Here is a 21,727-nt window from a genome sequence, read left to right as displayed (position 1 = left end):
TTCAATGAATTGTATTATTATTGATGATGAAGCAACCGCAAGGGCTATAATTAGTCAATTATGCGCCAATGAAAAACATCTACATGTTATTCAAGAATTTCCAAATGCAATTCAAGCAATTAAATATCTGAATCAAAATGAAGTAGATTTAATTTTTTTAGATATTCACATGCCAGATTTTACTGGGTTTGATTTTATCGAAACCTTGAAAAATCCACCAAAAATAATTCTTACCACTTCTGATTCAAATTTTGCTATTCAGGCCTTTGAGTATGAGTGTATTGTTGATTATTTGGTTAAACCAGTTTTACAAGACAGATTCAATAAAGCCATTGAGAAGGCAAAATCCTCTTTTGAACCTTCAAAAGTAGTTTCCAATTTAAATAGAGAAGAAACAACATTGGGGAATGATTTATATGTTAATATAGATAGGCGACTTATAAAAATAGATATTCCCAGTATTTATTTAATTGAGGCAAAGGGTGATTACATACTTATAAAAACTGAAGATAAAAATTATACAGTACATTCTACTTTAAAGAAAATTGAGGATAAACTTCCTGAGCATTTATTCCTAAAAGTACATCGTTCATTTGTTATTAATACAAAAAAAATAATTGATATTGAAGATAACAGTGTACTGATAAAAAAAGACGTAATTCCAGTAAGTCGCTCCAATCGCCCAGAGCTAATGAAACGGCTCAATCTTTTATAAAATCTCTTTTCGACATTTATTTTATTTCTGTGTGACTTTGATTAAATCTTTCTGAGAGATTTATATCTAAATACCTAGTATTAATGATTTTGGTAGAATAGAATTTTACTAAAGTTTATTTATCCTTGTTTGTTTTAAAAATAATTATCTCCGACAATTAATTATTTATCAAAGCAAAAGTTCCACTTACCTACACTTATACAGGCATTCATCGAAATATAGCCACCTTAGGTTACATCATGTTTTAAGTTTGCATCATAATTAGTGACCATTTATTTAAAGTTTAAAAAAAAACACTAATGAAAATAAAACAACTAGAAGGAATGGTATTCCTTGAGAAAGATAAAAAATGATTACTAAAAAATAAAAAGGCGGAAAATTATTAGAAATAAATAATTATTTGTAAAAGCCGAAAATAATGTTGTTAATAATTAAAAAAATAATAAAATCATGAAAATAACAATTGTAGGAAGTGGATATGTAGGTCTAGTAACTGGCGCCTGTTTTTCAGAAGTAGGGATCGACGTTGAATGTGTAGATGTTGATCGTAACAAGATAGAAAATTTAAACAAAGGTATTATTCCTATTTATGAACCTGGTTTAGGAGAAATGATTACAAGAAACATGGATAAAGGTCGTTTAAGATTTACAACAAACATTGCAAAAGCAGTTAAAGGTTGTGATGTAATTTTTATTTGTGTTGGTACGCCACCAGATGAAGATGGCAGCGCAGACTTAAAATATGTTATTCAAGTTGCTCGTGATTGTGGCAAATATATGGATGATTATACGTTGGTTGTAACAAAAAGTACGGTGCCTGTTGGTACATCTTTAAAGGTAAAAAGCGCCATTAAGGAAGAATTAAAAAAAAGAAATATATCAATAGAGTTTGATATCGCCTCTAACCCTGAATTCTTAAAGGAGGGAGCGGCTATCGAAGATTTTCTAAAACCAGATAGAATTGTAGTAGGTGCAGATAGTACAAGAGCAGAAGAATTGTTGAGGAACTTATACAAGCCTTTTACGCTAAACGGTCATCCCATAATCGTCATGGATGTGGTTTCAGCAGAAATGACAAAATATGCTGCCAATTCTATGCTAGCTACTAAAATTAGTTTTATAAACGACATAGCAAACCTTTGTGAAATTGTTGGTGCCGATATTAATAATGTAAGAAATGGCATTGGTTCAGATGGAAGAATAGGAAATAAATTTATTTATCCTGGTATCGGTTATGGTGGTTCATGCTTTCCAAAAGATGTGCAGGCATTAATTAAAACAGGAAAAGAGTATAACTATGATTTACAGGTTTTAAAAGCGGTGGAAGCAGTTAACAAAAAACAAAAGGCAGTACTTTATAATAAAATATTGAACTACTTTAATGGTGATTTAAAAGATAAAACTATAGCAATTTGGGGGCTTTCCTTTAAACCTCAAACTGATGATATGCGCGAAGCACCTTCATTGGAAATTGTAAATAGTCTTTTAAAGGCAGGAGCCAATGTTAAAGCTTACGATCCGGTTGCTATAAATGAAGCAAAACATCATTTTGGAGATTCAATATCTTATTACAGTGATCAATATGAAGCTCTAATTGATGCAGATTGTTTAGCTGTTTTAACCGAATGGTCAGAGTTTAAAATACCAAATTTTAAAATTGTTCAAAAACTCTTGAATTCTCCAGTCGTATTTGACGGAAGAAATATTTATGATAAATCAGAAATGTTGAAAATGGGTTTTGACTACATATGTATTGGTATTAATACGATAAAAAGTTTATTAAAACCTGAATTAAGCTCTGCTTGTTAATATTTAGTTTTATCCAACAATAATTTAAAATCAAAAAATTAAATCTAATATCATGAAGAAAAAAGTATTAGTCGTAGATGATGAGAGAACCATTTGTGTGTTATTGGAAAACTTTTTATCACCAGAGCATATTGTTGTAACAAAAAATTCAGGATTGGAAGCCTTAAATTGGTTAAATACTAATATACCAGACCTTATTATCAGCGATATTCAAATGTCAAATATGGATGGTTTTGAATTCTTAAAAGAGGTAAGATTAAAAGGATTTACTAAGCATACACCAGTAATTATGCTTTCAGGTCGTACCGAAAGTAAAGAACGCGTAAAGTGTTATCAAATAGGTGCACAAGATTATTTAGCTAAACCTTTTAACCCGGATGAACTCAAAGAAGTTGTTAAAAAAAATCTCTTCCCAATTCACTACGCCAGTGCTTGGTAGAATGTATTCAATAGTTAAACATTTCTAATTTAAATTATTTCGACATGATTATATTATATGTAGGGAATTCACCTGAAGAACTTGAGCCGATTGCAAATGACAAGAACATAATATTTAATGCAGTAAGTAACAGTATTGAAGCCATAAATTTTATTAAAAGAAATGATGATATCGACGTTGTAATATGCGAATATAAGTTACCTGGAAATTCAGGTTTGTTCTTCTATGACATGTTAAATAACGGAAACGATTATAAGAAAATACCGTTCATTTTACTATCTGAAGAGTACAATGCAAAACTATTTACTACAGCGTTTAATAAAGGTATTAATGATTATTTTGTGTCAGTTTCAACAGATAAACAGCAAATTATTGAAAGAGCGCAGTCCTTATATAAAATGCAATGTCTTAAAATAGATGTTTTAAGTAATAAAGTTAATGATCAATCCTACAAGCTCCCGTTGTCAAAACGATTATTTGATATTGTTTTTGCCTCATTAGTATTAATTGGAATTGCACCATTAATGTTGTTAACCATGTTGGCAATTCGATTAGAATCCAAAGGAAAAGTCTACTATATAGCTAAAAGGGTGGGACGTCAAACTTTCGATTTTTATAAACTTCGGTCCATGCGAACCGGATCTGATCAAATGATTAAAGATTTGGCGAAGAAGAATAACCAATACAAAAAGGATACAGAAGAAAAGACAATTAATTTCAATGCGCCTTGCCCTGAGTGCAGTAAGTTGGACGATGGTAGTTTTTGTTCTCCAGTATTATATATTAATGAAAACGAAATATGCGATAATTGGTATAGCCAGCAGAAAAAAGATATAGAAACAAAAAACTCGACATTTATAAAAATTTTGGACGATCCAAGAATCACAAGAGTAGGAAAATTTATTCGAAATACAAGTATAGATGAATTACCGCAGTTAATTAATGTAATCAAGGGAGATATGTCTATCGTTGGAAACCGTCCACTTCCAGTTTACGAAGCTGAATTATTAACAAAAGATGCCATGTCAAAACGATTTTTAGCACCAGCAGGAATTACGGGATTATGGCAAGTAGAATTGAGAGGCAGAGGAGGAAATATGTCTGAAGAAGAACGTATGCGACTCGACAATGAATATGCCGATAACTTCACAGGAAATAGGTATTCATTTTGGTACGACATGAAATTAATCTTAAGGACTTTTCCTGGGTTGATTCAAAAAAGCACTGTTTAATTTACCCAAAGAATCATGAAAAATATGTATAAAATAATTGCAATGCTATTTGTTTTTAATGTTGCAAGCAAGGACATTAATGCTCAAAATAATATAGAAAGTAGCATGAACACAAATTCTATTTCATTATTGATACCTCAGCTAAACGAGTTAATAGATTCAGCTCTTGTTCATAATGGGATGGTTAACTATAGAAAATTAGAAATTGAAGCTAAGGAATCTAATTTAAAATATAAACGTCAATATTGGACGACTAATTTTGGAGTTCAAGCTGATACAAGATATGGGACGTTCAATAATTTTTCCTCAATTAGTGGCGATAATTCAACCGTAAATCTAGCAAGTAATACCCAGCAACTTAACTATAATGTTGGCTTGTATTTAAAGATTCCTGTTTTTGATGTAATTAATCGGAAATCTCAAATAAAACAAGCTAAAGCAGAACTAGAACAAGCGAGAAGTTTAGCGAAATCTCAAGAAGATGAATTAAGAGAATTGGTAATTCGTTATTACGAAGATCTACTTTTGAAACAAAACTTATTAGAATTAAGAGCGTCCAATTTGGGAAATGCCAGAGTTAATATGGAAATGGTAGAAAAAGAGTTCAAAAATGGTTTGATTGCCATTTCAGAATATGTAAGGATTTCAGATATGACCTCAAGAATAGCCGCGGAGTTTTCGGAAGCTAAATCAGACTTTGTCGTTACAAAAAAACTCTTGGAAAACTTAACTGGTGTTGAGATTAGATAAACCTAAGGCTAATAAAATTTATTATTAAAGTCTCTCAAAAAATGAAAATTGAGAGACTTTTTTATGAATATCGAAACAATTAGTTAATTGATTTTATGATTTAAGAGTTGTATTTAGTCAAATCACTTAAACTCAATAAAGAGTTCACTCATCTACACATTATTCCAATCCAACGAAATTCAAGGTAATTACCTCTTAGTTGCTAGTAATTTTGAATCAGAAATTATACTTAAAAAATAACATTTGTATTAAATGAAACTTATAGAATTTATAAAACTAGTACTTAAGCATAAGGTCATTCTTGTAATGATTCCTATACTCACTGGGTTTTTGGCAATGCTTTTAACAAGTAATCCGAAGCATAGTTATTATTCGCAAACGATGCTTTATACAGGTTTGGCTTCAGGTTCTTCAATAGAGATGGACAAGTCATTTAACTATTTTGCTACAAATATTGCATTTGATAATTTACTTAATATTATAAATTCAAGAGAAACTCAAGAAGAGGTAGCTGTAAGATTGTTAAGTCAACATTTACTTTTAAACGAGCCTAATAGCAAATTTATTTCTTCAAAGACTTACAACGAAATCAAAGAAGATATCCCACAAGATATTTATAAATATGTCATAAAATCTAATCCAAAAACTGATACCATCAATTCATATTCAAAAGGTGAATCAACTATTAATACAATTCCTCAATCAGTAGATAGTATTGCTTATGAAAAAACGGTCGCTAATTTAATGGACTTAATGAAAAGTGATAACACGAATTTTGTCTATTCATTACTAAATTATGATCATCCATATTATTCAATAGAAGCAATTTCTAAAGTTAAGGCCATACGCGTTACAACAAGTGATTTAGTAAAACTTAGCTATGAGACAGATGACCCAGGAATATGTCAGCAAACATTGGCCATTTTTAATGAGGTATGTATTAAAAAATATAAGGACCTAAAAGAAAATGGATCTGATGCTGTAATAAAATACTTTCAGGCTCAATTAAGTCAATCAGAAAGTAAATTAAAGGATATAGAATCTGTATTGTTGAAGTTTAATCAAGAAAACAGCATTATCAATTATTATGAGCAAAGTAAAGCTGTTGCCATTGTTAAAGAAGATATGGATGTAGAGTACAATAAAAAACGAGCTGAACTTGCCAGTTCGGAGGCATCTGCAAAAAAATTGGAGCAAAAGCTTGAAATTCAAGAACTAGTTCAAGACAAAAGCAATCGCATTCTAGATAACAAAAAACGATTAGGAGAATTGAATTATGAAATTGCCATGCATGAGGCAAAATCTGGAGATTCAAAAAACACCCAAAATGTTGAAGCGCTTAAAAAGCAAGCATCTCTTCTTCAGGACGAAATCAAATCAAGTGTAGCGCAATTATATACTTACCAAAATTCTGTTGAGGGTGTTCCTATTTCAAAAGTATTACCAGAATGGGTTGATAAAGTGGTTGAAACTGAAGGGCTAAAAGCCAAAATTGAAGTAATGAATAAGCAGAATTCTGAATTTCAACAGCAGTATGCAAAATATGCTCCAGCAGGTGCCAATCTTAAAAAAATTGAACGTCAAATTAATGTTGCAGAGCAAGAATATTTAGAAATTTTACATGGATTGAACTTGGCAAAATTAAAATACCAAGACACACAATTATCTAGTAATTTAAAGGCTGTAGATCCACCATACTTCCCATTAAAGCCTATTCCTTCAAAACGAAAAATAATCATAATTGCTGTTGTACTTATGAGTTTTATCTTATTGTTGGGTACTGTGTTAGTGATGAAATTTTTTGATGATACACTAAAAAACGTAAAAGTAGCGGAGGACAAACTTAAAATTCCATCAATGGGAATGTTCTCTAAAATTTTTAAAACCAATAATAAAATAGATTTAATCAGTATTCAAGAAAGACTTTTAGATCTGTTTATGCAGAATTTAAATCATAACCTTAAGCCTGCAGATACAGCTAATAATACAAAAGTTATTACCTTATTTAGTACACAGAAAAATGAAGGTAAAACGGTAATTGCAAAAAATATAGCAAGAAAACTTAAACATGCTGGCAAATCGGTTTTAGTATTAAATCACTCAAATCTTAATAAGCCAGAGATTAGCTCTAATCAATTTACTCTGTTGCATCGATTGTTAGGATATCAAGATCCAAGAATTGATTATAATCATCCATTTTTAGCTCAACGATCAGACTATTTAAATGAATCTGAATCCATGTCTTATGAGGTTGATGAAGCATATTTTAACGCCAAAACCTATAATGATTTAACAATAAAAGGTGTGAAGGTACCAACTCAACATCCAGATTATGTTATTATAGAATTGCCTAATATCCTTGACACTAATTATCCAGCAGATTTGATAGCCTCTTCCAATTTGCCACTTTTAGTTTGTAGATCAAACAGGTTATGGTCAAAGGCAGATGAAAATTTATTAAACAATATTAAGGAGATTGTATCATCATCACTTCAGTTTATAATAAATGGAGTGGAGCTTGATGAGGTGGAAGCACTATTAGGAGAATTGCCTAAGCAACGTTCCAATTTTAGAAAGAGAATCAAAAATATATTGCGCTTCCAGTTTTACACCAAGAGTCACATTTAAAATATGCGTCAAATAATTACTAAAATAATAAAGGAGGACAACTTTTTGTCATTAGCAGGAAATCTAGTTATTGCTGTATTGGGACTTGCTGGTTTTGCGTTGTTAGCTAGAAGTTTTAATCCAGAAGACTTTGCGCAATGGGTTATTTTTATATCAGGTGGTTCATTAATAGAAATGTTGCGATTTGGAATAACAAATAACGCCTTAGTTAGATTTTTATCAGGTGCATCTCATGATCAAAGTGAAAAATTAATTGGTTCAAATGTTCTAATTAGCTTAGTCAGTACCATAGTAATAGCGTTTTTAATGATTATAACTAACGTTATTTTCAATGACATTATTAGCAATTCAGTGTATGAACTATTTTTTACCTGGTATCCAATATTGGCTTTCATTAACTTACCATGGAATAACGCCTTAATTGTGTTACAGGCCAAATTAGAATATGGGAAAATACTATTAATCAAAGGCCTTAATAGTGGTTTGTTCTTTACAATTTTAGTATGTAATACTTTCATTTTTAACCTGTCTATAATTGAGCTTGTTTGGGTTTTATTGTCTGTAAATATTTTAACGTCATTACTTACAATATTTAAAGGATGGGATGGATTGATTTTTATTAAAAGAGCTAATAAATCCACCAACTTAACTTTATTAAATTTTGGCAAATACAGCACATTTACTTTAATAGGAACCAATTTATTAAGGAATGCAGATTTAATTATTATTAGTATTAGCCCATTAGGAAGCACAGCAGTTGCCTTATTTAGTATTCCTTTAAAACTTACCGAATTGCAACAAATACCTTTACGAAGTTTTGCAGCTACGGCTTTCCCAAAAATGTCTAAAGCTAGTTTGGAAGGTAATGTAAAAGAGGTTAAAAGTTTGTTTTATAGTTATTCAGGTGCATTAACTTATTTATTTGTTTTTATTTCCTTGATCACCTTCATTTTTGCTGAACAATTTGTAATACTAGTATCAGGTTATCAGTATTTAGGATTAGAATCAACAGGCTTTGATATTGTGGTTTTAGTTAGAATTTTTTCAATTTATGGTATACTTCTGCCAATTGATCGAATGACAGGAATTGGTTTGGATAGTATCAATAAGCCAAATATTAATGCCATAAAAGTGTTTTTTATGTTGCTTACAAATATCATTGGTGATGTTATTGCAGTATTCATTTTTGAATCTCTGCTTATGGTGGCTATTTCTACGCTTATTTTTACTAGTGTTGGTATAGGTTTAGGAGCTTATTTCTTAAATAAAGAATTTAAAATCTCAAGTATTGAAATTTTTGAATCTGGAAATAGGTTTTACAAAACAATTTGGGAACAATGCCGTAAAGTCTCAAAAGAATTTAATTTTTCTAAAAATTAAATATGAACAACTTCAACAATCATATAAATCCATTTGAAGTCAATTCTGGTTCCAATCGTTTTCTAAACCTAAATATTCTCGCTTCAGTATTGGTATTAGTATTACTAATTACTGTAGTTATTGTAAAAACGGGAGTTATCGGATTTATTGGTTTTCTAGGATTGATTTTTGCCATAGCTTTAATTTATATTGTCTTCAAGTATCCTAAAACAGGAATTATATTATTGATTATTTTAGGTTTTTTTGTTACTGGTATAGCGCGCTATATTCCTGCACCTTGGGGCTTATCTATAGATGGTTTACTGGTTTTAATTTACCTCGCTTTATTCTTTAAAGGATTTGCAAACAAAATACCATGGCATAAAGCAAAATCTCCGCTTACATTGGTTGTGTCAATTTGGATGGGATATATTTTATTACAAATTGCGAATCCTGAAGCGCAGAGTATAGAAGCTTGGTTTTATGCCATGCGTGGCGTGGCATTATATCAATGGTTATCCATTCCATTACTATTTGTTCTATTTAATAAATCAAAAGATTTAGATACATTTTTTATTGTTTGGGGAATTTTATCAATTATAGGAACCCTAAAAGGATTTCAACAATTTCATTTTGGGGTAGATCCTTTTGAACAAAGATGGTTAGACCAAGGTGGTGCTGAAACTCATATTCTTTTCGGAAAATTACGAGTCTTCTCGTTCTTTTCTGATGCAGGCCAATTTGGAGCTTCACAAGCTCATGCAGGTGTTGTGTTTGGAATTTTAGCGTTGTTCAAAAAAGGAAATTTAAAACTTAAATCATTTTTTGCATTCGTTGCAATGGCTGGTTTTTTTGGAATGCTAATATCAGGAACCAGAGGAGCAATAGCAGTCCCAGCATTGGGAGGAATCATGTTTCTTATTTTAAAAAAGAACATAAAAATCCTCATTTTAGGCGGCGTATTTTTAATAGGTGTTTACATATTTTTTGCTCATACAACCATAGGTCAAGGCAATGCTGAAATAAGAAGAATGAGAACTGCCTTCGATCCAAACGAAGCCTCACTACAAGTACGATTAGAAAATCAAAAAAAGTTAAAGGGCTATTTAGCTTCACGACCAATGGGTGGCGGAGTTGGCGCAACTGGTAATTGGGGACAACGTTTTACACCGCATACCTTTTTGGCCAATACAGCAACAGATAGCTGGTATGTTATGGTTTGGTCTGACACAGGAATTATTGGTCTTACCTACTATTTGTTGATGCTATTCTTCATTTTAGGAACAGGTGCCTATCATGTTATGTATAAGCTAAAGGATGATTGGCTGAAAGTACAGATTTCTGCTTTGGTATGTGGAATGGCAGGAATTATGATGGCCTCTTATGGTAATGGTGTTTTTGGGCAAATGCCTACTGGAATTCTGATGTACGTAAGTATGGTGTTTATGTTCATAAGTCCCCAATTAGATCAAAAACTGCAAAAGAATACCATTTAACTACACTTAAGCTTTATCCGTCGAAATATCTCGTAGTACAGTGTCTCTTGAATGTAAATTTGAACTATAAAATTTATATTATGAATTATAGAAGCATAAACGATTTAAATAATACCATCCTTAAACAACTTCACCAAATACCACGAGATATCGATTTGGTGGTTGGAATTCCAAGGAGTGGTATGTTGCCTGCCAATTTATTGGCTCTATATCTTAATTTACCATATACAGATATTCATTCGTTTTTAAACGGTTATATCTACAAATCTGGAGCCAGAAGACAATTCTTTAATGCTTCAGATTATAAGAACATATTAATTGTTGATGACAGTATTGCGTCAGGTTCTGCGCTTAAAGAATCTAAAAAGTACTTGGCACATTTAGAATCTGAATTTGATATTAAATATTGCGTTATTTATTATACCCCAGAAAAGCAACATTTGGCTGATTTTGCTTTGGAAGAAGTGGCAACGCCAAGATATTTCCAATGGAATATTTTTAATCACACAACCTTAGAGAAAGCTTGTTTTGATATTGACGGTGTACTTTGTGTAGACCCATCAATAGATCAAAATGACGATGGTGAAAAATATATTTCTTTTTTACAAAGTGCAGCGCCTTTATACATTCCTGGTTCTAAAATAGGAACTATTGTTACTTCTAGATTGGAGAAATACCGAAAGGAAACTGAGGCTTGGTTAAAGACCAATGGTGTGACTTATAATAAACTTGTAATGCTTGATTTACCTGATATGAAGGCACGTCAAAAAGCCAATAATCACGCAGCACATAAAGCTAAAGAATATCAAGTTAATGGTTATAACCTTTTTGTAGAAAGTGATTTGGGGCAAGCCATGGAAATAAACAGACTTACTAAGAAACCTGTTTTCTGCACAGAGAATTTTCAAATGATATATGATTCCGAGTCCATAGCATATAATATTAAAAGCGGAAAATATTTTCCGTTTTTACGTCGCTTTGCCTTAAAAGTTAGAAACGGAATCAGAAAAGTTAAAGCATCATTTCAGGAAAATAAAACTAAAGTGATTACCAATTCTTTCAATTAAAATAAATCAGGATTTAAACGAATAAAATTATGCAACTACTAGACTTTTTATTGAAAGCAATTGAATATAGTGTTTATGGATATTTTGCAATATCAAGTCTATATGTTTTTGTATTCTCAGTCGCTGGTAATTTTTACAAAAGAAGACGACGAGAAGGGTCAATTACTAAAAACAAAATAGCACTACTAATACCAGCTTATAAAGAAGATGCCGTAATTGTTGAGGTTTCAAAACATGCATTACAACAACACTATCCATCAAATATGTATGATGTAGTTGTCATTGCAGATTCACTTCATAAAAACACAATTATTAAGCTAAAAGAACTTCCTATTAAACTCGTTGAAGTAAGCTTTGAAAAGAGTACAAAAGCTAAAGCACTGAATAGTGCTATGGCAACTTTAAAAGATCACTATGACCACGCTATCATTTTGGATGCAGACAATATTATGGAGCCTGAGTTTTTAAATAAAATGAATGCAGCGTTTGAAGGTGGCTATCAAATTGTTCAAGGACATCGAAAGGCTAAAAACTTAAATACGTCCTTTGCTATTCTTGATGCAGCTAGTGAGGAAATCAATAATCATATTTTTAGAAAAGGGCATAGTGTTTTAGGGTTATCATCAGGTCTTATAGGCTCAGGAATGGGATTTGAATATGGTTTATTAAAGTCTATGATGAAAACCGTAAATGCCGTTGGAGGGTTTGATAAGGAACTTGAATTTAAGTTTGCTGCAGAAAAAATTAAAATTGAATATTTGGATGATGCTGTTGTTTTGGATGAAAAAATCCAAAAAGCATCAGACTTTTCCAACCAACGTAAACGTTGGCTTTCAACCCAGTTTATTTACTTAAAGAAATATTTTATTGAAAGTTGTAGAGCTCTACTATTTGATGGAAACGTTAACTTTTTTGACAAAGCATTTCAAATGATGATTCCACCTAGAATTCTGCTTATTGGAATTACGTTTCTTTTTGCTCTAGGGTATGTAATACTATCAATACTGTTTAAAATAAATACAAATGTAAGCGCTGATTTATGGTTCATTAATCTGGGAATTACTGTAATAGCATTTTTATTGGCAATCCCAAAAACATTTTACAACCTGGAAACATTAAAAGCAATTTTTTCATTGCCTTCAGCTTTTATTAGAATGACCATTTTGTTGTTCAAACTAAAAGGTGCTAACAACAAATTTATTCATACTGCTCATGGAACAATTGAAAACTAGTAAAATGAGAATCGGTATTGAAGCTCAAAGATTGTTTAGACCACATAAGCATGGTATGGATAGGGTTGCCTTGGAGTTAATTAAAAAACTGCAAGTGATAGATAAGGACAATGAGTATTTCATTTTTGTAAAACCAGATCAGGATACAAGTGCTATTTCTGAAACATCAAATTTTAATATTGTTGAAATTTCAGGTGGACCTTATCCATATTGGGAACAGATAAAATTGCCCTTAATTGCAAGTGCCTATAAATGTGACATTTTACATTGTACGAGTAATACAGCGCCATTATATGTTAAATCTCCATTGGTTACAACCCTTCATGACATTATTTATATGGAGGAAAGTGTGCTTAAACAAATTACTAGTAAGGCGTCATGGTATCAAAAAATTGGAAATATTTATAGGAGAATCATTGTAAATGGTGTGGTAAAAAAGAGCCATTGCCTCATTACGGTTTCCGATTTCGAAAAGAAGAATATAACTGGGTTTTTTAATGAAAAAACAATCAAAAACATTAAGACTATTCATAATGGCGTAAGCGATCATTTTTTGAAATCTCCAGATGTAATTGAATTGAATAAAGTCAAAACAAAACACAATCTACCAGACCAATACATGCTCCATATTGCTAATAAAGATCCAAGAAAGAACACTAAAAATGTTTTAAAAGCATTTAAAGGATTTTTAAACACAACAACTGTTGATTATAAATTGGTTTTGCTCGGCTATAATGAAAAAGATCTTTTAACCGTGTTATCTGAAATAAATGCCAAGAATCTTATTGACAAGGTTGTTTTATTAGGGTATGTTTCAGATCAAGATTTGCCAGCCATTTATAGGTTGTCACAACTTTTCTTATTCCCATCTTTAAGAGAAGGATTCGGTATTCCAATTATTGAAGCTATGGCTTGCGGTGTCCCTGTTATTACTTCAAATAGCTCGTCAATGCCAGAAATAGCAGGAGATGCAGCTTGTATTGTAAACCCAATGGAGTCTGAAGCTATTCTACAAGGAATATTGAAAATCAGTTCAGATTCGGAATATAAAAATGAACTTATTAGGAAAGGACTAGAGCGATGCGAGCAGTTTTCTTGGGACAATATGGCATTGCAGGTATTAGACGTCTATAAAAAAATGTTTAAAGAAATTAAAGCATAAAATTATGATAAAAGGTAAAGATATTGTTATTCTAAGCATTCAGCCTTGGGATATAGAAATAGGGAGTAATTGTAAAAATATAGCCCTTGAATTTGCAAAAGAAAATCGCGTGTTATATGTAAATCCTCCAATGGATAGGATAACAAGACTAAAACAAAAAAATTCTAAAAAAATTCAAAAACGTATCCGAATCGCTAAAGGTGAAGAAGCTGATATAGTAAATATTGGAGACAATCTTTGGAACTTATATCCAAAAGACACAATTGAATCGATTAATTGGATTAATTCACAATCGATTTTTAATGCTCTTAACAAGCGCAATTCTAAAATACTATCAAAAAACATAGCATCTGCCATAGAGCGATTAGGTTTTTCTGACTTTCTATTGTTTAATGATAGTTCCATGTTTCTGGGACTTCATTTAAAGGAGTTACTGGAACCTCAATTGTATACCTATTACATAAGAGATTACTTGGTAAAAGTGCCTTATTGGAAAAAACATGGAGAACTTATAGAGCCTAAATTAATTGCAAAAGCTGATGTTGTATTAAATAATTCAACACTTTATGCTGAATATGGATCTCAGTTTAATAAGAACAGTATTATGGTTGGTCAAGGTTGTGATATTGAAATGTTTACAGATGAGGAGAATCAAATTATAGTTCCAGAAGAATTTAATAATATTCCATCTCCAGTTATTGGCTATGTTGGTTCATTAACTACCTTGAGGTTGGATATCGATTTATTAGTGCATATCGCAAAACAGAAACCCGAATGGAGTGTTGTATTGGTTGGACCAGAGGACGAGAAATTTAAAAATTGTGCTTTACATCAGATGCCTAATGTTTACTTTTTAGGATCTAAAGACAGTAAAGAACTTCCTTCTTACATAAAAGGATTCGACATATGCACAAATCCACAAATTGTGAATGACATCACAATTGGTAATTATCCAAGAAAAATAGATGAATATTTAGCCATGGGAAAACCCGTTGTGGCAACCGATACAAAAGCTATGGAAATGTTTAATCAGCACGTGTATTTAGGAAAAACCAAAGAAGACTATGTTAAATTAATTGAACTAGCATTAGCAGAACATTCAAATAGTAAGTCAAACCAGCGTATTGCATTCGCCAAAAGTCATACATGGGAAAACAATGTCAAGGATATTTATAATGCAATTACAACATCTACTCAAAAATTATTATGGAATTAGCAGCACAAATAAAATCGAATAAGCGAATTAAGGCATTGGCGCATTGGTCTATTGTAATACCAAATCAAGCAAGACCAAGACTTTGGATAAAATGGTTTGTAAATCCATTTATTCATCAAAAAGGAAGAGGAGCTTGCATTAGAAAACGCACCAGATTGGATGTCGTACCATGGAATAAATTTAATCTAGGTGCTCAATCTACAATTGAAGATTTCTCCGCCATTAACAATGGAGTAGGTGATGTCATAATAGGAGAACGCACTCGTATTGGTTTAAGCAATACTATTATTGGTCCAGTAAAAGTAGGGAATGATGTAAGACTAGCACAAAATGTTGTCTTGTCGGGCTTAAATCACAATTATGATAAAATTGACAGTCCAATTCATGTTCAAGGTGTGTCAACAAAGCCAATAGTTATTGAGGATGAATCTTGGATTGGAGCAAATGTAGTTGTTGTACCTGGAGTTACAATAGGTAAACATTCTATTGTAGCAGCAGGAAGTGTAGTGACAAAAAACGTTCCTGAATATTCAGTTGCAGCAGGTAATCCTGCCAGAATATTAAAGCAATACGATTTTGAATCAAATACTTGGAAAAAATTATAAATAGAAATTATGGAACTTTTAAAACTACTTTTTTGGATAATGATATTTACTGTGGTTTACACATATATAGGCTATGGGATGATATTATATGTGCTTGTAAAAATGAAAAGATGGCTAAGTAAAAACAAACATAAAGAAGTTTATCAGGACTTTCAGCCTGAAGTCACTCTTTTTATTCCAGCATATAATGAAATAGATTATGTAGATCAGAAAATGAAGAACACAATGGCATTAGATTATCCAAAATACAAACTCAAAATTTATTGGGTGACTGATGGTTCTGATGATGGTACTGATTTAAAATTAAAAGAATACGACAATATTAATCTATTTCACAAGCCAGAACGCAATGGGAAAATTAATGCCATGAATCGTGTTATGCCTTTGGTAAAAACACCAATAGTGGTATTTAGTGATGCCAATACATTATTGGGTAAAGACTCTATTAAACATATTGTGCATTGTTTTTCAAACCCAAAGGTTGGTTGTGTTTCAGGTGAAAAACGAATTTTTAATAAAGACAAAGACATGGCATCAGGAGCTGGTGAAGGTTTATATTGGAAATATGAGTCTACACTAAAAAAATGGGATGCGGAGTTATATTCGGTTGTTGGGGCAGCTGGAGAACTTTTTGCAATACGCACAGATCTCTATAATGAAGTTGAACAAGACACTTTATTAGATGATTTTGTGATTTCGTTAAGAGTCGCACAAAAAGGCTATACTATTCAATATAACCCGGAAGCATTTGCGATCGAAACAGCTTCTGCTAATGTAGGTGAAGAGTTAAAACGAAAAATTCGTATTTCAGCAGGAGGAATTCAATCGGTGGTTAGGTTACGCACATTACTTAATATATTTAAGTACAAAACCCTTTCATTTCAATATGTATCACATCGTGTTCTACGTTGGACACTAACGCCATTATGCTTGCTATTATTAATTCCTATTCTGTCCATTTTAGCCTATAACGAAGGAATGTTAGGCTTTGGCTTTTATGTTGTGCTTTTCTGGTTGCAATTTCTGTTTTACGTGTTTGCATTAATAGGTTGGTTTTTAGAAAATAAGAAAACCAGGCTTAAAATATTATTTGTGCCATATTATTTTTTCATAATGAATCTATCAGTAGTCCTTGGGTTTTTTAGATATATAAATAATAAACAATCTGTAAACTGGGAACGTGCTCAACGTGCTGCGTAACTTTTAATAATATTCTCGAGATTAAGAAATCATAATTAACAATTAGGTAAATCGATGAAAACGGGCATCATAATCATATTTCATAATTATGAAGAGGAAATTGACATGAACTTCTTTTCAGATTATATCAATAAAGCCAAAAATATTGAGATGTGTTTAGTTAATAACTGCAGTAAAGACAATACTTATGAGGTTTTAAAAGAAATAAGTGAATATTGTAACAATGTTTCAGTTTTAAATATCAATAAATTTAAAACTGATGATTCGGCGGTTAGGGCTGGCGCCAGATATCTGGTCAATCAGTTTAATCTAAAAGAAATAGGCTTTATAAACACCAATATTCTTAAATCAAATCAAAAAGAATTAATTAAGGTTTTGAGAGCAATTATTGATAATCGGGATGAAATATTTAAGCATAAAAATCAAGTCAACCAGCAAAAGAAAATAAAACAATCTATGCCTCAAAATGTATTTTCAATACTTGAGTGCATGAAAATTTTTAAAGAAGAAATCAAGGTATTAAATCTATAGCCTTAATTTTAACTGTAAGACTTTTTACCAATAAACCACTCATCTACATAAAAACGTTAACAGGCTACACCGAATCGTATCTAAAAGAAAATTGTAAATCTTCCTCTTTTTAGTTCATAGTTTTGGTTTTAAATTAATAATCCTAGAAATAAAAAATCAAATTTGATATAGTATGAAATCTATTTTTAAAGTCATTTTATTAGTGTTTATGTTAAATGCATGCAGTGTTCCCGAAGTAAATAATGATACAGAATCACAAGATATTGGTATCGATGAATCTAGTATTAAGATGGTAGCAATTCCTGATGGGTTTGACTTTAGCACAAATCAAGAAGTTAAAGTTACAATTAATGATAATTCAAAATATGTGAGATATGATGTTTTTGCATATTCAGAAGAATTAATTTTTATAGGTAATGAAACTTTTGAAAATCAATCAGGAGAAATTGTAACGGAGGCAGTTTACAAAACAGATATAATGAATAGATTGATTTTTTCTGGAGTACCAAAAGATGGTACTTTCACGCAAACCATCAGTTTACCCAAACACTACGATAAGCTGTATATCCGAAGAAATGATAATTTAAAATATTCTGCATCCATATTGAATATAGTAAATCAAGAAGTAACGTATAATCAAGTTTCGGATGGTAAAAGTTCTAATAAAAGCTCAAATACAAAAGCAGCCAGAGGAACTATTTTTACTGATGTAGTTAACGATTATTTGTTTTGTGTAAATGGATCAGGTGAATTATTCCAAGTAGATCCCACAAAGGGCGATTTAACATATTTATCTGATATGCCTATGGGAAGTTACACTTGTGCTGTCGATCAAGAGAATAAAGTACTTTATTCAATTGGTAGAAGTAGCCCATACCCCTTGATGAAATATTCAATTGAAAATAACTCTTGGGAAATTGTTGCTAATATTGGTAGGGGTGGCCCAAGATTAGACTATAATTATAGGGATGGGTTGCTTTATTTTTCAACAGGTGCAAAACTATATACATATAATCCAACAAATGGTACAAATGTTAATGTTTGGGATATCGCTGGTTTAGATAGTACAAGTGGTGGGGATCTTGCTTTTGCTGAGGACGGAACTCTTTATCTTTGCACCTTTTCAGGCTTATACAGATTGGAATTAGATGATAATAATATTTATCAAAGCTCAAGAATAAGTGCTGATAATTTACCCTTTCAACCAACATCAATGACTTTTGATTCCAATCAGGAATTATGGTTAGCCAATAATGCAAACAGTTCCGATTTGATAATTATGGATACTCAAACTGGGGGATGGAAATATATGTATGGAATTAGTGCCAATAATAACACAGATTATGGAAGAACAATTAATGATTTGACGACTTTTAAGGTTTATATACAAACCAATGATAACCCAGATACTGATGGTGATGGAATCTTAGATAGAGATGATAGCTATCCAAATGACGCTGATAAAGCTTTTGAATTGTTTACACCGAGTAAATATGGATGGGGAACCGTCGCTTTTGAAGATTTATGGCCATCAAATGGTGATTATGATTTTAATGACCTAGCCGTAAATTATAGAGTCATTGCTGTTTTAAATTCACAAGGACTAGCAGTTCAATTAGACTTTTTGATTAACACTAAATCAAATAGGGCAGGTTTTACAAACGGTTTTGGTATTGAAATAGAATCCTTAACACCAAATCAAATAGAAAGTGTTTCAGGAAACATTTTGACTAAAAATTATATAATTGAAAATGCCAACGGTACAGAAGCTGGACAGGCCAATGCAGTTGTTATCATGTTTGACGATCCAAATTCAATGCTAAATAAAGAACATAAAATTTCTGTTAAATTCAATGGTCCCATAAGCACAGAACAATTGGGTTTAGCACCTTTTAACCCCTTTATAATCATAAACAAATCAAGGGAAAAGGAAGTGCATTTAGCCTATATGAAAAGAACAACTTTGGCTTCAAATAATATAAATACAACCGGAGTTAACAATGACGAAGACGGTAACTTTATAAGTAATAATGGATTTCCTTGGGCCATAAATATAGTTCATGATTTTAAAGTCCCTAAGGAAAGAATAGCTATTAATAAGGCTTATAATCATTTTAATACATGGGCAATTTCTGGAGGTGTTAATTTTAAAGACTGGTATAAGGATAGTGCTGGATATCGGAATAATCAAAATATTCAAGATTAATATATTATTTTTTAATTAGCTTAAAACTTAGATATCACTTATCACGCTAGCGACTAAGGTACCATTGACGACTATTGAAAAAAATATAATAACATGTTGAATTTACCGCTTGAGCAACGGATTCCTTTAGTTTAATTGTTGAAAATATAAAATTTATTTTCTATCCTCCAATGGTTATCATACTACGGTTATTGTTGTGCAATTTGGGCTCTTGCAGTTTTTCGAGCGTATCCATGCCACCACGAATTTTTAACTTGGCTCCAACGGCTTTCTGTATAATGGGTTCTATAGATTTTCCCTCACGTAAAGTAGTTAGTAAGTCTGATTCTGTTGCAGAAAACAAACAGTTTTTTAATTGGCCATTGGCTGTTAAACGCAATCTATTACACGAATCGCAAAAAGGATTAGTAACCGAACTAATAATAGCAAAACTTCCTTTGTAACCTTTTATTTTGTAGTTTTTCGAGGTATCATTTGGCGCATCTTTTAAACGTTCAATTTGTTCTTTTGAAAATGATGTTTGCACGTATTCCATAACTTCTGCATAAGATACCATTTTACTCATATCCCATTTATTTCCATCAAAAGGCATAAACTCTATAAACCTAACCGAAATGGGTAAATCTTTGGTTAGGTTTATAAAATCGATAATTTCATTATCGTTAAACCCTTTCATTAAAACAGCATTTACCTTTACTTTAAAACCTTCATTAACAAGTAGTAATATGTTATTATAAACTTTTTTGAACTCGTGTCGTCTCGTGATATGCTGAAATTTAACTTCATTTAAAGAATCTAAACTCACATTGATTTTATTGACTCCGTTAGCCTTCAAAACATCAATAAACTTATCAATGATCACGGCATTAGACGTAATAGATAACTCCACTGGTAGTGTTGCTAATTTTTCTAAAATAATGGGAATGTCTTTTCTAATTAAAGGTTCGCCACCAGTAAGTCTAATTTTTGTAACCCCATGTTTTACAAAGGTTTTTGCGATGTCGTAAATTTCTTCGTAAGTCATTAAGTGACTTTTAGGCGATAGTTTTACACCTTCTTCGGGCATGCAATACGTACAGCGCAAGTTGCATCTTTCAATTAAAGAAATACGCAAATAGGCATGGTTTCTACCAAATGAATCTTGTAATATGTTTTTGTCTTCTTTCATTAATCGTGTCTAGCGCCTTTTAAAATTCCGAAAACATGTAAAACCGATGGAAAAATGGCATCCATCGATTCTTTGGCTCCATTGGTTGATCCGGGTAAAGCCAATACCAAAGTGTTTTTTATAGTTCCTGCTACACTTCTTGAGAGCATAGCATAGGGCATACGTTCTTGACCGTAGTTTCTTATAGTTTCTTCTATTCCTGGAATTCTTCTGTCTAAAAGCGGAATCAAAGCCTCTGGAGTGACATCTCTATTTGATAAACCTGTGCCACCGGTATAAATAATTAAATCAACACCTTGTTTTTGATAGCTTTTTACCTTTTCTTGAATGATGTCTTTTTCATCTGGAATAATAATATAATCAGCAATTTTTACATCACAAGATTCTAGCTTTTCAATAATGGCTTTTCCAGCCTTATCTTCCTTATCACCCGCTGAGATGGTATCACTACAAACGATTACAGTTGCGGTTAAATCTTTTCTAAATCGGTTTTTATAATCTGATTTTCCACCTTTTTTATTCAATAATTTAATGTGATGAATTTCAATGCCTTTATCTATGGGTTTTAACATGTCGTACATGTTAAGAGCTACCACACTGGCACCATGCATCGCTTCAACTTCAACTCCTGTTTTATAAATAGTTTTTACTGTAAATAAAACGGTAATTTCAAGACCATCGATTTCATATTCCACCCCTGTGAACTCAATTGGTAATGGGTGGCAATCTGGTAGAATATCGGGAGTGCGTTTAACACCCAATAAACCTGCTGCTTTACTCATGGCAAATACATTGCCTTTCGGTACCGAGTCGTTAACAATAGCCTGTATTGTTTCTATTCTACTAACTTTAACAACAGCTTGAGCAATCGCGGTTCTTAGGGTGGTGTTTTTTGTCGTTATGTCAACCATG

The 21,727-nt window shown here is 31.7% G+C and carries 18 protein-coding genes; 16 read left to right on the top strand and 2 right to left on the bottom strand.

Going from position 1 to position 21,727, the window contains the following annotated elements:
• Positions 1-4: 4 nt before the first annotated feature.
• The 16 genes from ABD963_RS09225 (at position 5) to ABD963_RS09150 (ending at position 19,647) form a co-directional block, all read left to right on the top strand.
• Positions 5-715 carry a LytR/AlgR family response regulator transcription factor gene (locus tag ABD963_RS09225; protein ID WP_345276662.1) on the top strand — a complete coding sequence of 237 codons (711 nt, stop codon included), beginning with the start codon at positions 5-7 and terminating at the stop codon, positions 713-715.
• 450 nt (positions 716-1,165) lie between these two features.
• Complete coding sequence (locus ABD963_RS09220) at positions 1,166-2,524, top strand: UDP-glucose dehydrogenase family protein (protein WP_345276661.1); 1,359 nt, start codon at positions 1,166-1,168, stop codon at positions 2,522-2,524.
• A gap of 52 nt (positions 2,525-2,576) precedes the next feature.
• The gene (locus ABD963_RS09215; protein ID WP_345276660.1) at positions 2,577-2,963 is read left to right on the top strand and encodes a response regulator; all 387 of its coding nucleotides are present in this window, start codon (positions 2,577-2,579) and stop codon (positions 2,961-2,963) included.
• 44 nt (positions 2,964-3,007) lie between these two features.
• The gene (locus ABD963_RS09210; RefSeq protein WP_345276659.1) at positions 3,008-4,195 is read left to right on the top strand and encodes a sugar transferase; all 1,188 of its coding nucleotides are present in this window, start codon (positions 3,008-3,010) and stop codon (positions 4,193-4,195) included.
• A 24-nt stretch (positions 4,196-4,219) separates the two neighbouring features.
• Positions 4,220-4,945, top strand: coding sequence for a TolC family protein (locus tag ABD963_RS09205; RefSeq protein WP_345276658.1), 726 nt, complete (start codon positions 4,220-4,222; stop codon positions 4,943-4,945).
• Positions 4,946-5,197: 252 nt separating this feature from the next.
• Positions 5,198-7,573, top strand: a complete 2,376-nt coding sequence (locus ABD963_RS09200; protein ID WP_345276657.1) for an exopolysaccharide transport family protein — start codon at positions 5,198-5,200, stop codon at positions 7,571-7,573.
• A gap of 3 nt (positions 7,574-7,576) precedes the next feature.
• A complete protein-coding gene (locus ABD963_RS09195; protein ID WP_345276656.1) occupies positions 7,577-8,953 on the top strand; it encodes a lipopolysaccharide biosynthesis protein in 1,377 nt (458 codons plus the stop codon).
• 2 nt (positions 8,954-8,955) lie between these two features.
• On the top strand, positions 8,956-10,428 hold the full coding sequence (locus ABD963_RS09190; protein WP_345276655.1) for an O-antigen ligase family protein: 1,473 nt from the start codon (positions 8,956-8,958) through the stop codon (positions 10,426-10,428).
• 80 nt (positions 10,429-10,508) lie between these two features.
• Positions 10,509-11,495: a phosphoribosyltransferase family protein gene (locus ABD963_RS09185; RefSeq protein ID WP_345276654.1), complete on the top strand. Its 987-nt coding sequence runs from the start codon at positions 10,509-10,511 to the stop codon at positions 11,493-11,495.
• Between the two features lie 29 nt (positions 11,496-11,524).
• Complete coding sequence (locus tag ABD963_RS09180) at positions 11,525-12,727, top strand: glycosyltransferase family 2 protein (RefSeq protein ID WP_345276653.1); 1,203 nt, start codon at positions 11,525-11,527, stop codon at positions 12,725-12,727.
• 4 nt (positions 12,728-12,731) lie between these two features.
• Positions 12,732-13,889, top strand: a complete 1,158-nt coding sequence (locus ABD963_RS09175) for a glycosyltransferase family 4 protein (protein WP_345276652.1) — start codon at positions 12,732-12,734, stop codon at positions 13,887-13,889.
• A gap of 4 nt (positions 13,890-13,893) precedes the next feature.
• Positions 13,894-15,105 (top strand): glycosyltransferase, encoded by a 1,212-nt coding sequence (locus tag ABD963_RS09170; protein ID WP_345276651.1) that lies wholly within the window; start codon positions 13,894-13,896, stop codon positions 15,103-15,105.
• Complete coding sequence (locus ABD963_RS09165) at positions 15,096-15,710, top strand: acyltransferase (RefSeq protein WP_345276650.1); 615 nt, start codon at positions 15,096-15,098, stop codon at positions 15,708-15,710. The genes ABD963_RS09170 and ABD963_RS09165 overlap by 10 nt, the downstream gene beginning before the upstream one ends.
• A 9-nt stretch (positions 15,711-15,719) precedes the next feature.
• A complete protein-coding gene (locus ABD963_RS09160) occupies positions 15,720-16,910 on the top strand; it encodes a glycosyltransferase family 2 protein (RefSeq protein WP_345276649.1) in 1,191 nt (396 codons plus the stop codon).
• Between the two features lie 54 nt (positions 16,911-16,964).
• Positions 16,965-17,441: a glycosyltransferase gene (locus ABD963_RS09155; RefSeq protein WP_345276648.1), complete on the top strand. Its 477-nt coding sequence runs from the start codon at positions 16,965-16,967 to the stop codon at positions 17,439-17,441.
• A 172-nt stretch (positions 17,442-17,613) separates the two neighbouring features.
• Complete coding sequence (locus ABD963_RS09150) at positions 17,614-19,647, top strand: LruC domain-containing protein (protein WP_345276647.1); 2,034 nt, start codon at positions 17,614-17,616, stop codon at positions 19,645-19,647.
• Between the two features lie 160 nt (positions 19,648-19,807).
• On the opposite strand, the gene moaA is transcribed toward ABD963_RS09150, so the two are convergent.
• Complete coding sequence (gene moaA, locus ABD963_RS09145) at positions 19,808-20,815, bottom strand: GTP 3',8-cyclase MoaA (protein WP_345276646.1); 1,008 nt, start codon at positions 20,813-20,815, stop codon at positions 19,808-19,810.
• Positions 20,815-21,726, bottom strand: coding sequence for a bifunctional molybdenum cofactor biosynthesis protein MoaC/MoaB (gene moaCB, locus ABD963_RS09140; protein WP_345276645.1), 912 nt, complete (start codon positions 21,724-21,726; stop codon positions 20,815-20,817). Before moaCB ends, moaA begins: the two co-directional genes overlap by 1 nt.
• Between the last annotated feature and the right edge of the window lies 1 nt (position 21,727).

Source organism: Litoribaculum gwangyangense, from assembly GCF_039543505.1.
Taxonomy (GTDB): domain Bacteria; phylum Bacteroidota; class Bacteroidia; order Flavobacteriales; family Flavobacteriaceae; genus Litoribaculum; species Litoribaculum gwangyangense.
The sequence above is the reverse complement of the archived record's forward strand: the minus strand, read 5'-3'. Positions and strand labels throughout refer to the sequence as shown.

Coding starts and splice junctions, on each gene's coding strand:
- ABD963_RS09195 (WP_345276656.1), top strand. CDS start 7,577: ATGCGTCAAATAATTACTAAAATAATAAAGGAGGACAACTTTTTGTCA.
- ABD963_RS09220 (WP_345276661.1), top strand. CDS start 1,166: ATGAAAATAACAATTGTAGGAAGTGGATATGTAGGTCTAGTAACTGGC.
- moaA (WP_345276646.1), bottom strand. CDS start 20,815: ATGAAAGAAGACAAAAACATATTACAAGATTCATTTGGTAGAAACCAT.
- ABD963_RS09190 (WP_345276655.1), top strand. CDS start 8,956: ATGAACAACTTCAACAATCATATAAATCCATTTGAAGTCAATTCTGGT.
- ABD963_RS09185 (WP_345276654.1), top strand. CDS start 10,509: ATGAATTATAGAAGCATAAACGATTTAAATAATACCATCCTTAAACAA.
- ABD963_RS09215 (WP_345276660.1), top strand. CDS start 2,577: ATGAAGAAAAAAGTATTAGTCGTAGATGATGAGAGAACCATTTGTGTG.
- ABD963_RS09170 (WP_345276651.1), top strand. CDS start 13,894: ATGATAAAAGGTAAAGATATTGTTATTCTAAGCATTCAGCCTTGGGAT.
- moaCB (WP_345276645.1), bottom strand. CDS start 21,726: ATGGTTGACATAACGACAAAAAACACCACCCTAAGAACCGCGATTGCT.
- ABD963_RS09180 (WP_345276653.1), top strand. CDS start 11,525: ATGCAACTACTAGACTTTTTATTGAAAGCAATTGAATATAGTGTTTAT.
- ABD963_RS09155 (WP_345276648.1), top strand. CDS start 16,965: ATGAAAACGGGCATCATAATCATATTTCATAATTATGAAGAGGAAATT.
- ABD963_RS09210 (WP_345276659.1), top strand. CDS start 3,008: ATGATTATATTATATGTAGGGAATTCACCTGAAGAACTTGAGCCGATT.
- ABD963_RS09200 (WP_345276657.1), top strand. CDS start 5,198: ATGAAACTTATAGAATTTATAAAACTAGTACTTAAGCATAAGGTCATT.
- ABD963_RS09165 (WP_345276650.1), top strand. CDS start 15,096: ATGGAATTAGCAGCACAAATAAAATCGAATAAGCGAATTAAGGCATTG.
- ABD963_RS09175 (WP_345276652.1), top strand. CDS start 12,732: ATGAGAATCGGTATTGAAGCTCAAAGATTGTTTAGACCACATAAGCAT.
- ABD963_RS09160 (WP_345276649.1), top strand. CDS start 15,720: ATGGAACTTTTAAAACTACTTTTTTGGATAATGATATTTACTGTGGTT.
- ABD963_RS09205 (WP_345276658.1), top strand. CDS start 4,220: ATGTATAAAATAATTGCAATGCTATTTGTTTTTAATGTTGCAAGCAAG.
- ABD963_RS09150 (WP_345276647.1), top strand. CDS start 17,614: ATGAAATCTATTTTTAAAGTCATTTTATTAGTGTTTATGTTAAATGCA.
- ABD963_RS09225 (WP_345276662.1), top strand. CDS start 5: ATGAATTGTATTATTATTGATGATGAAGCAACCGCAAGGGCTATAATT.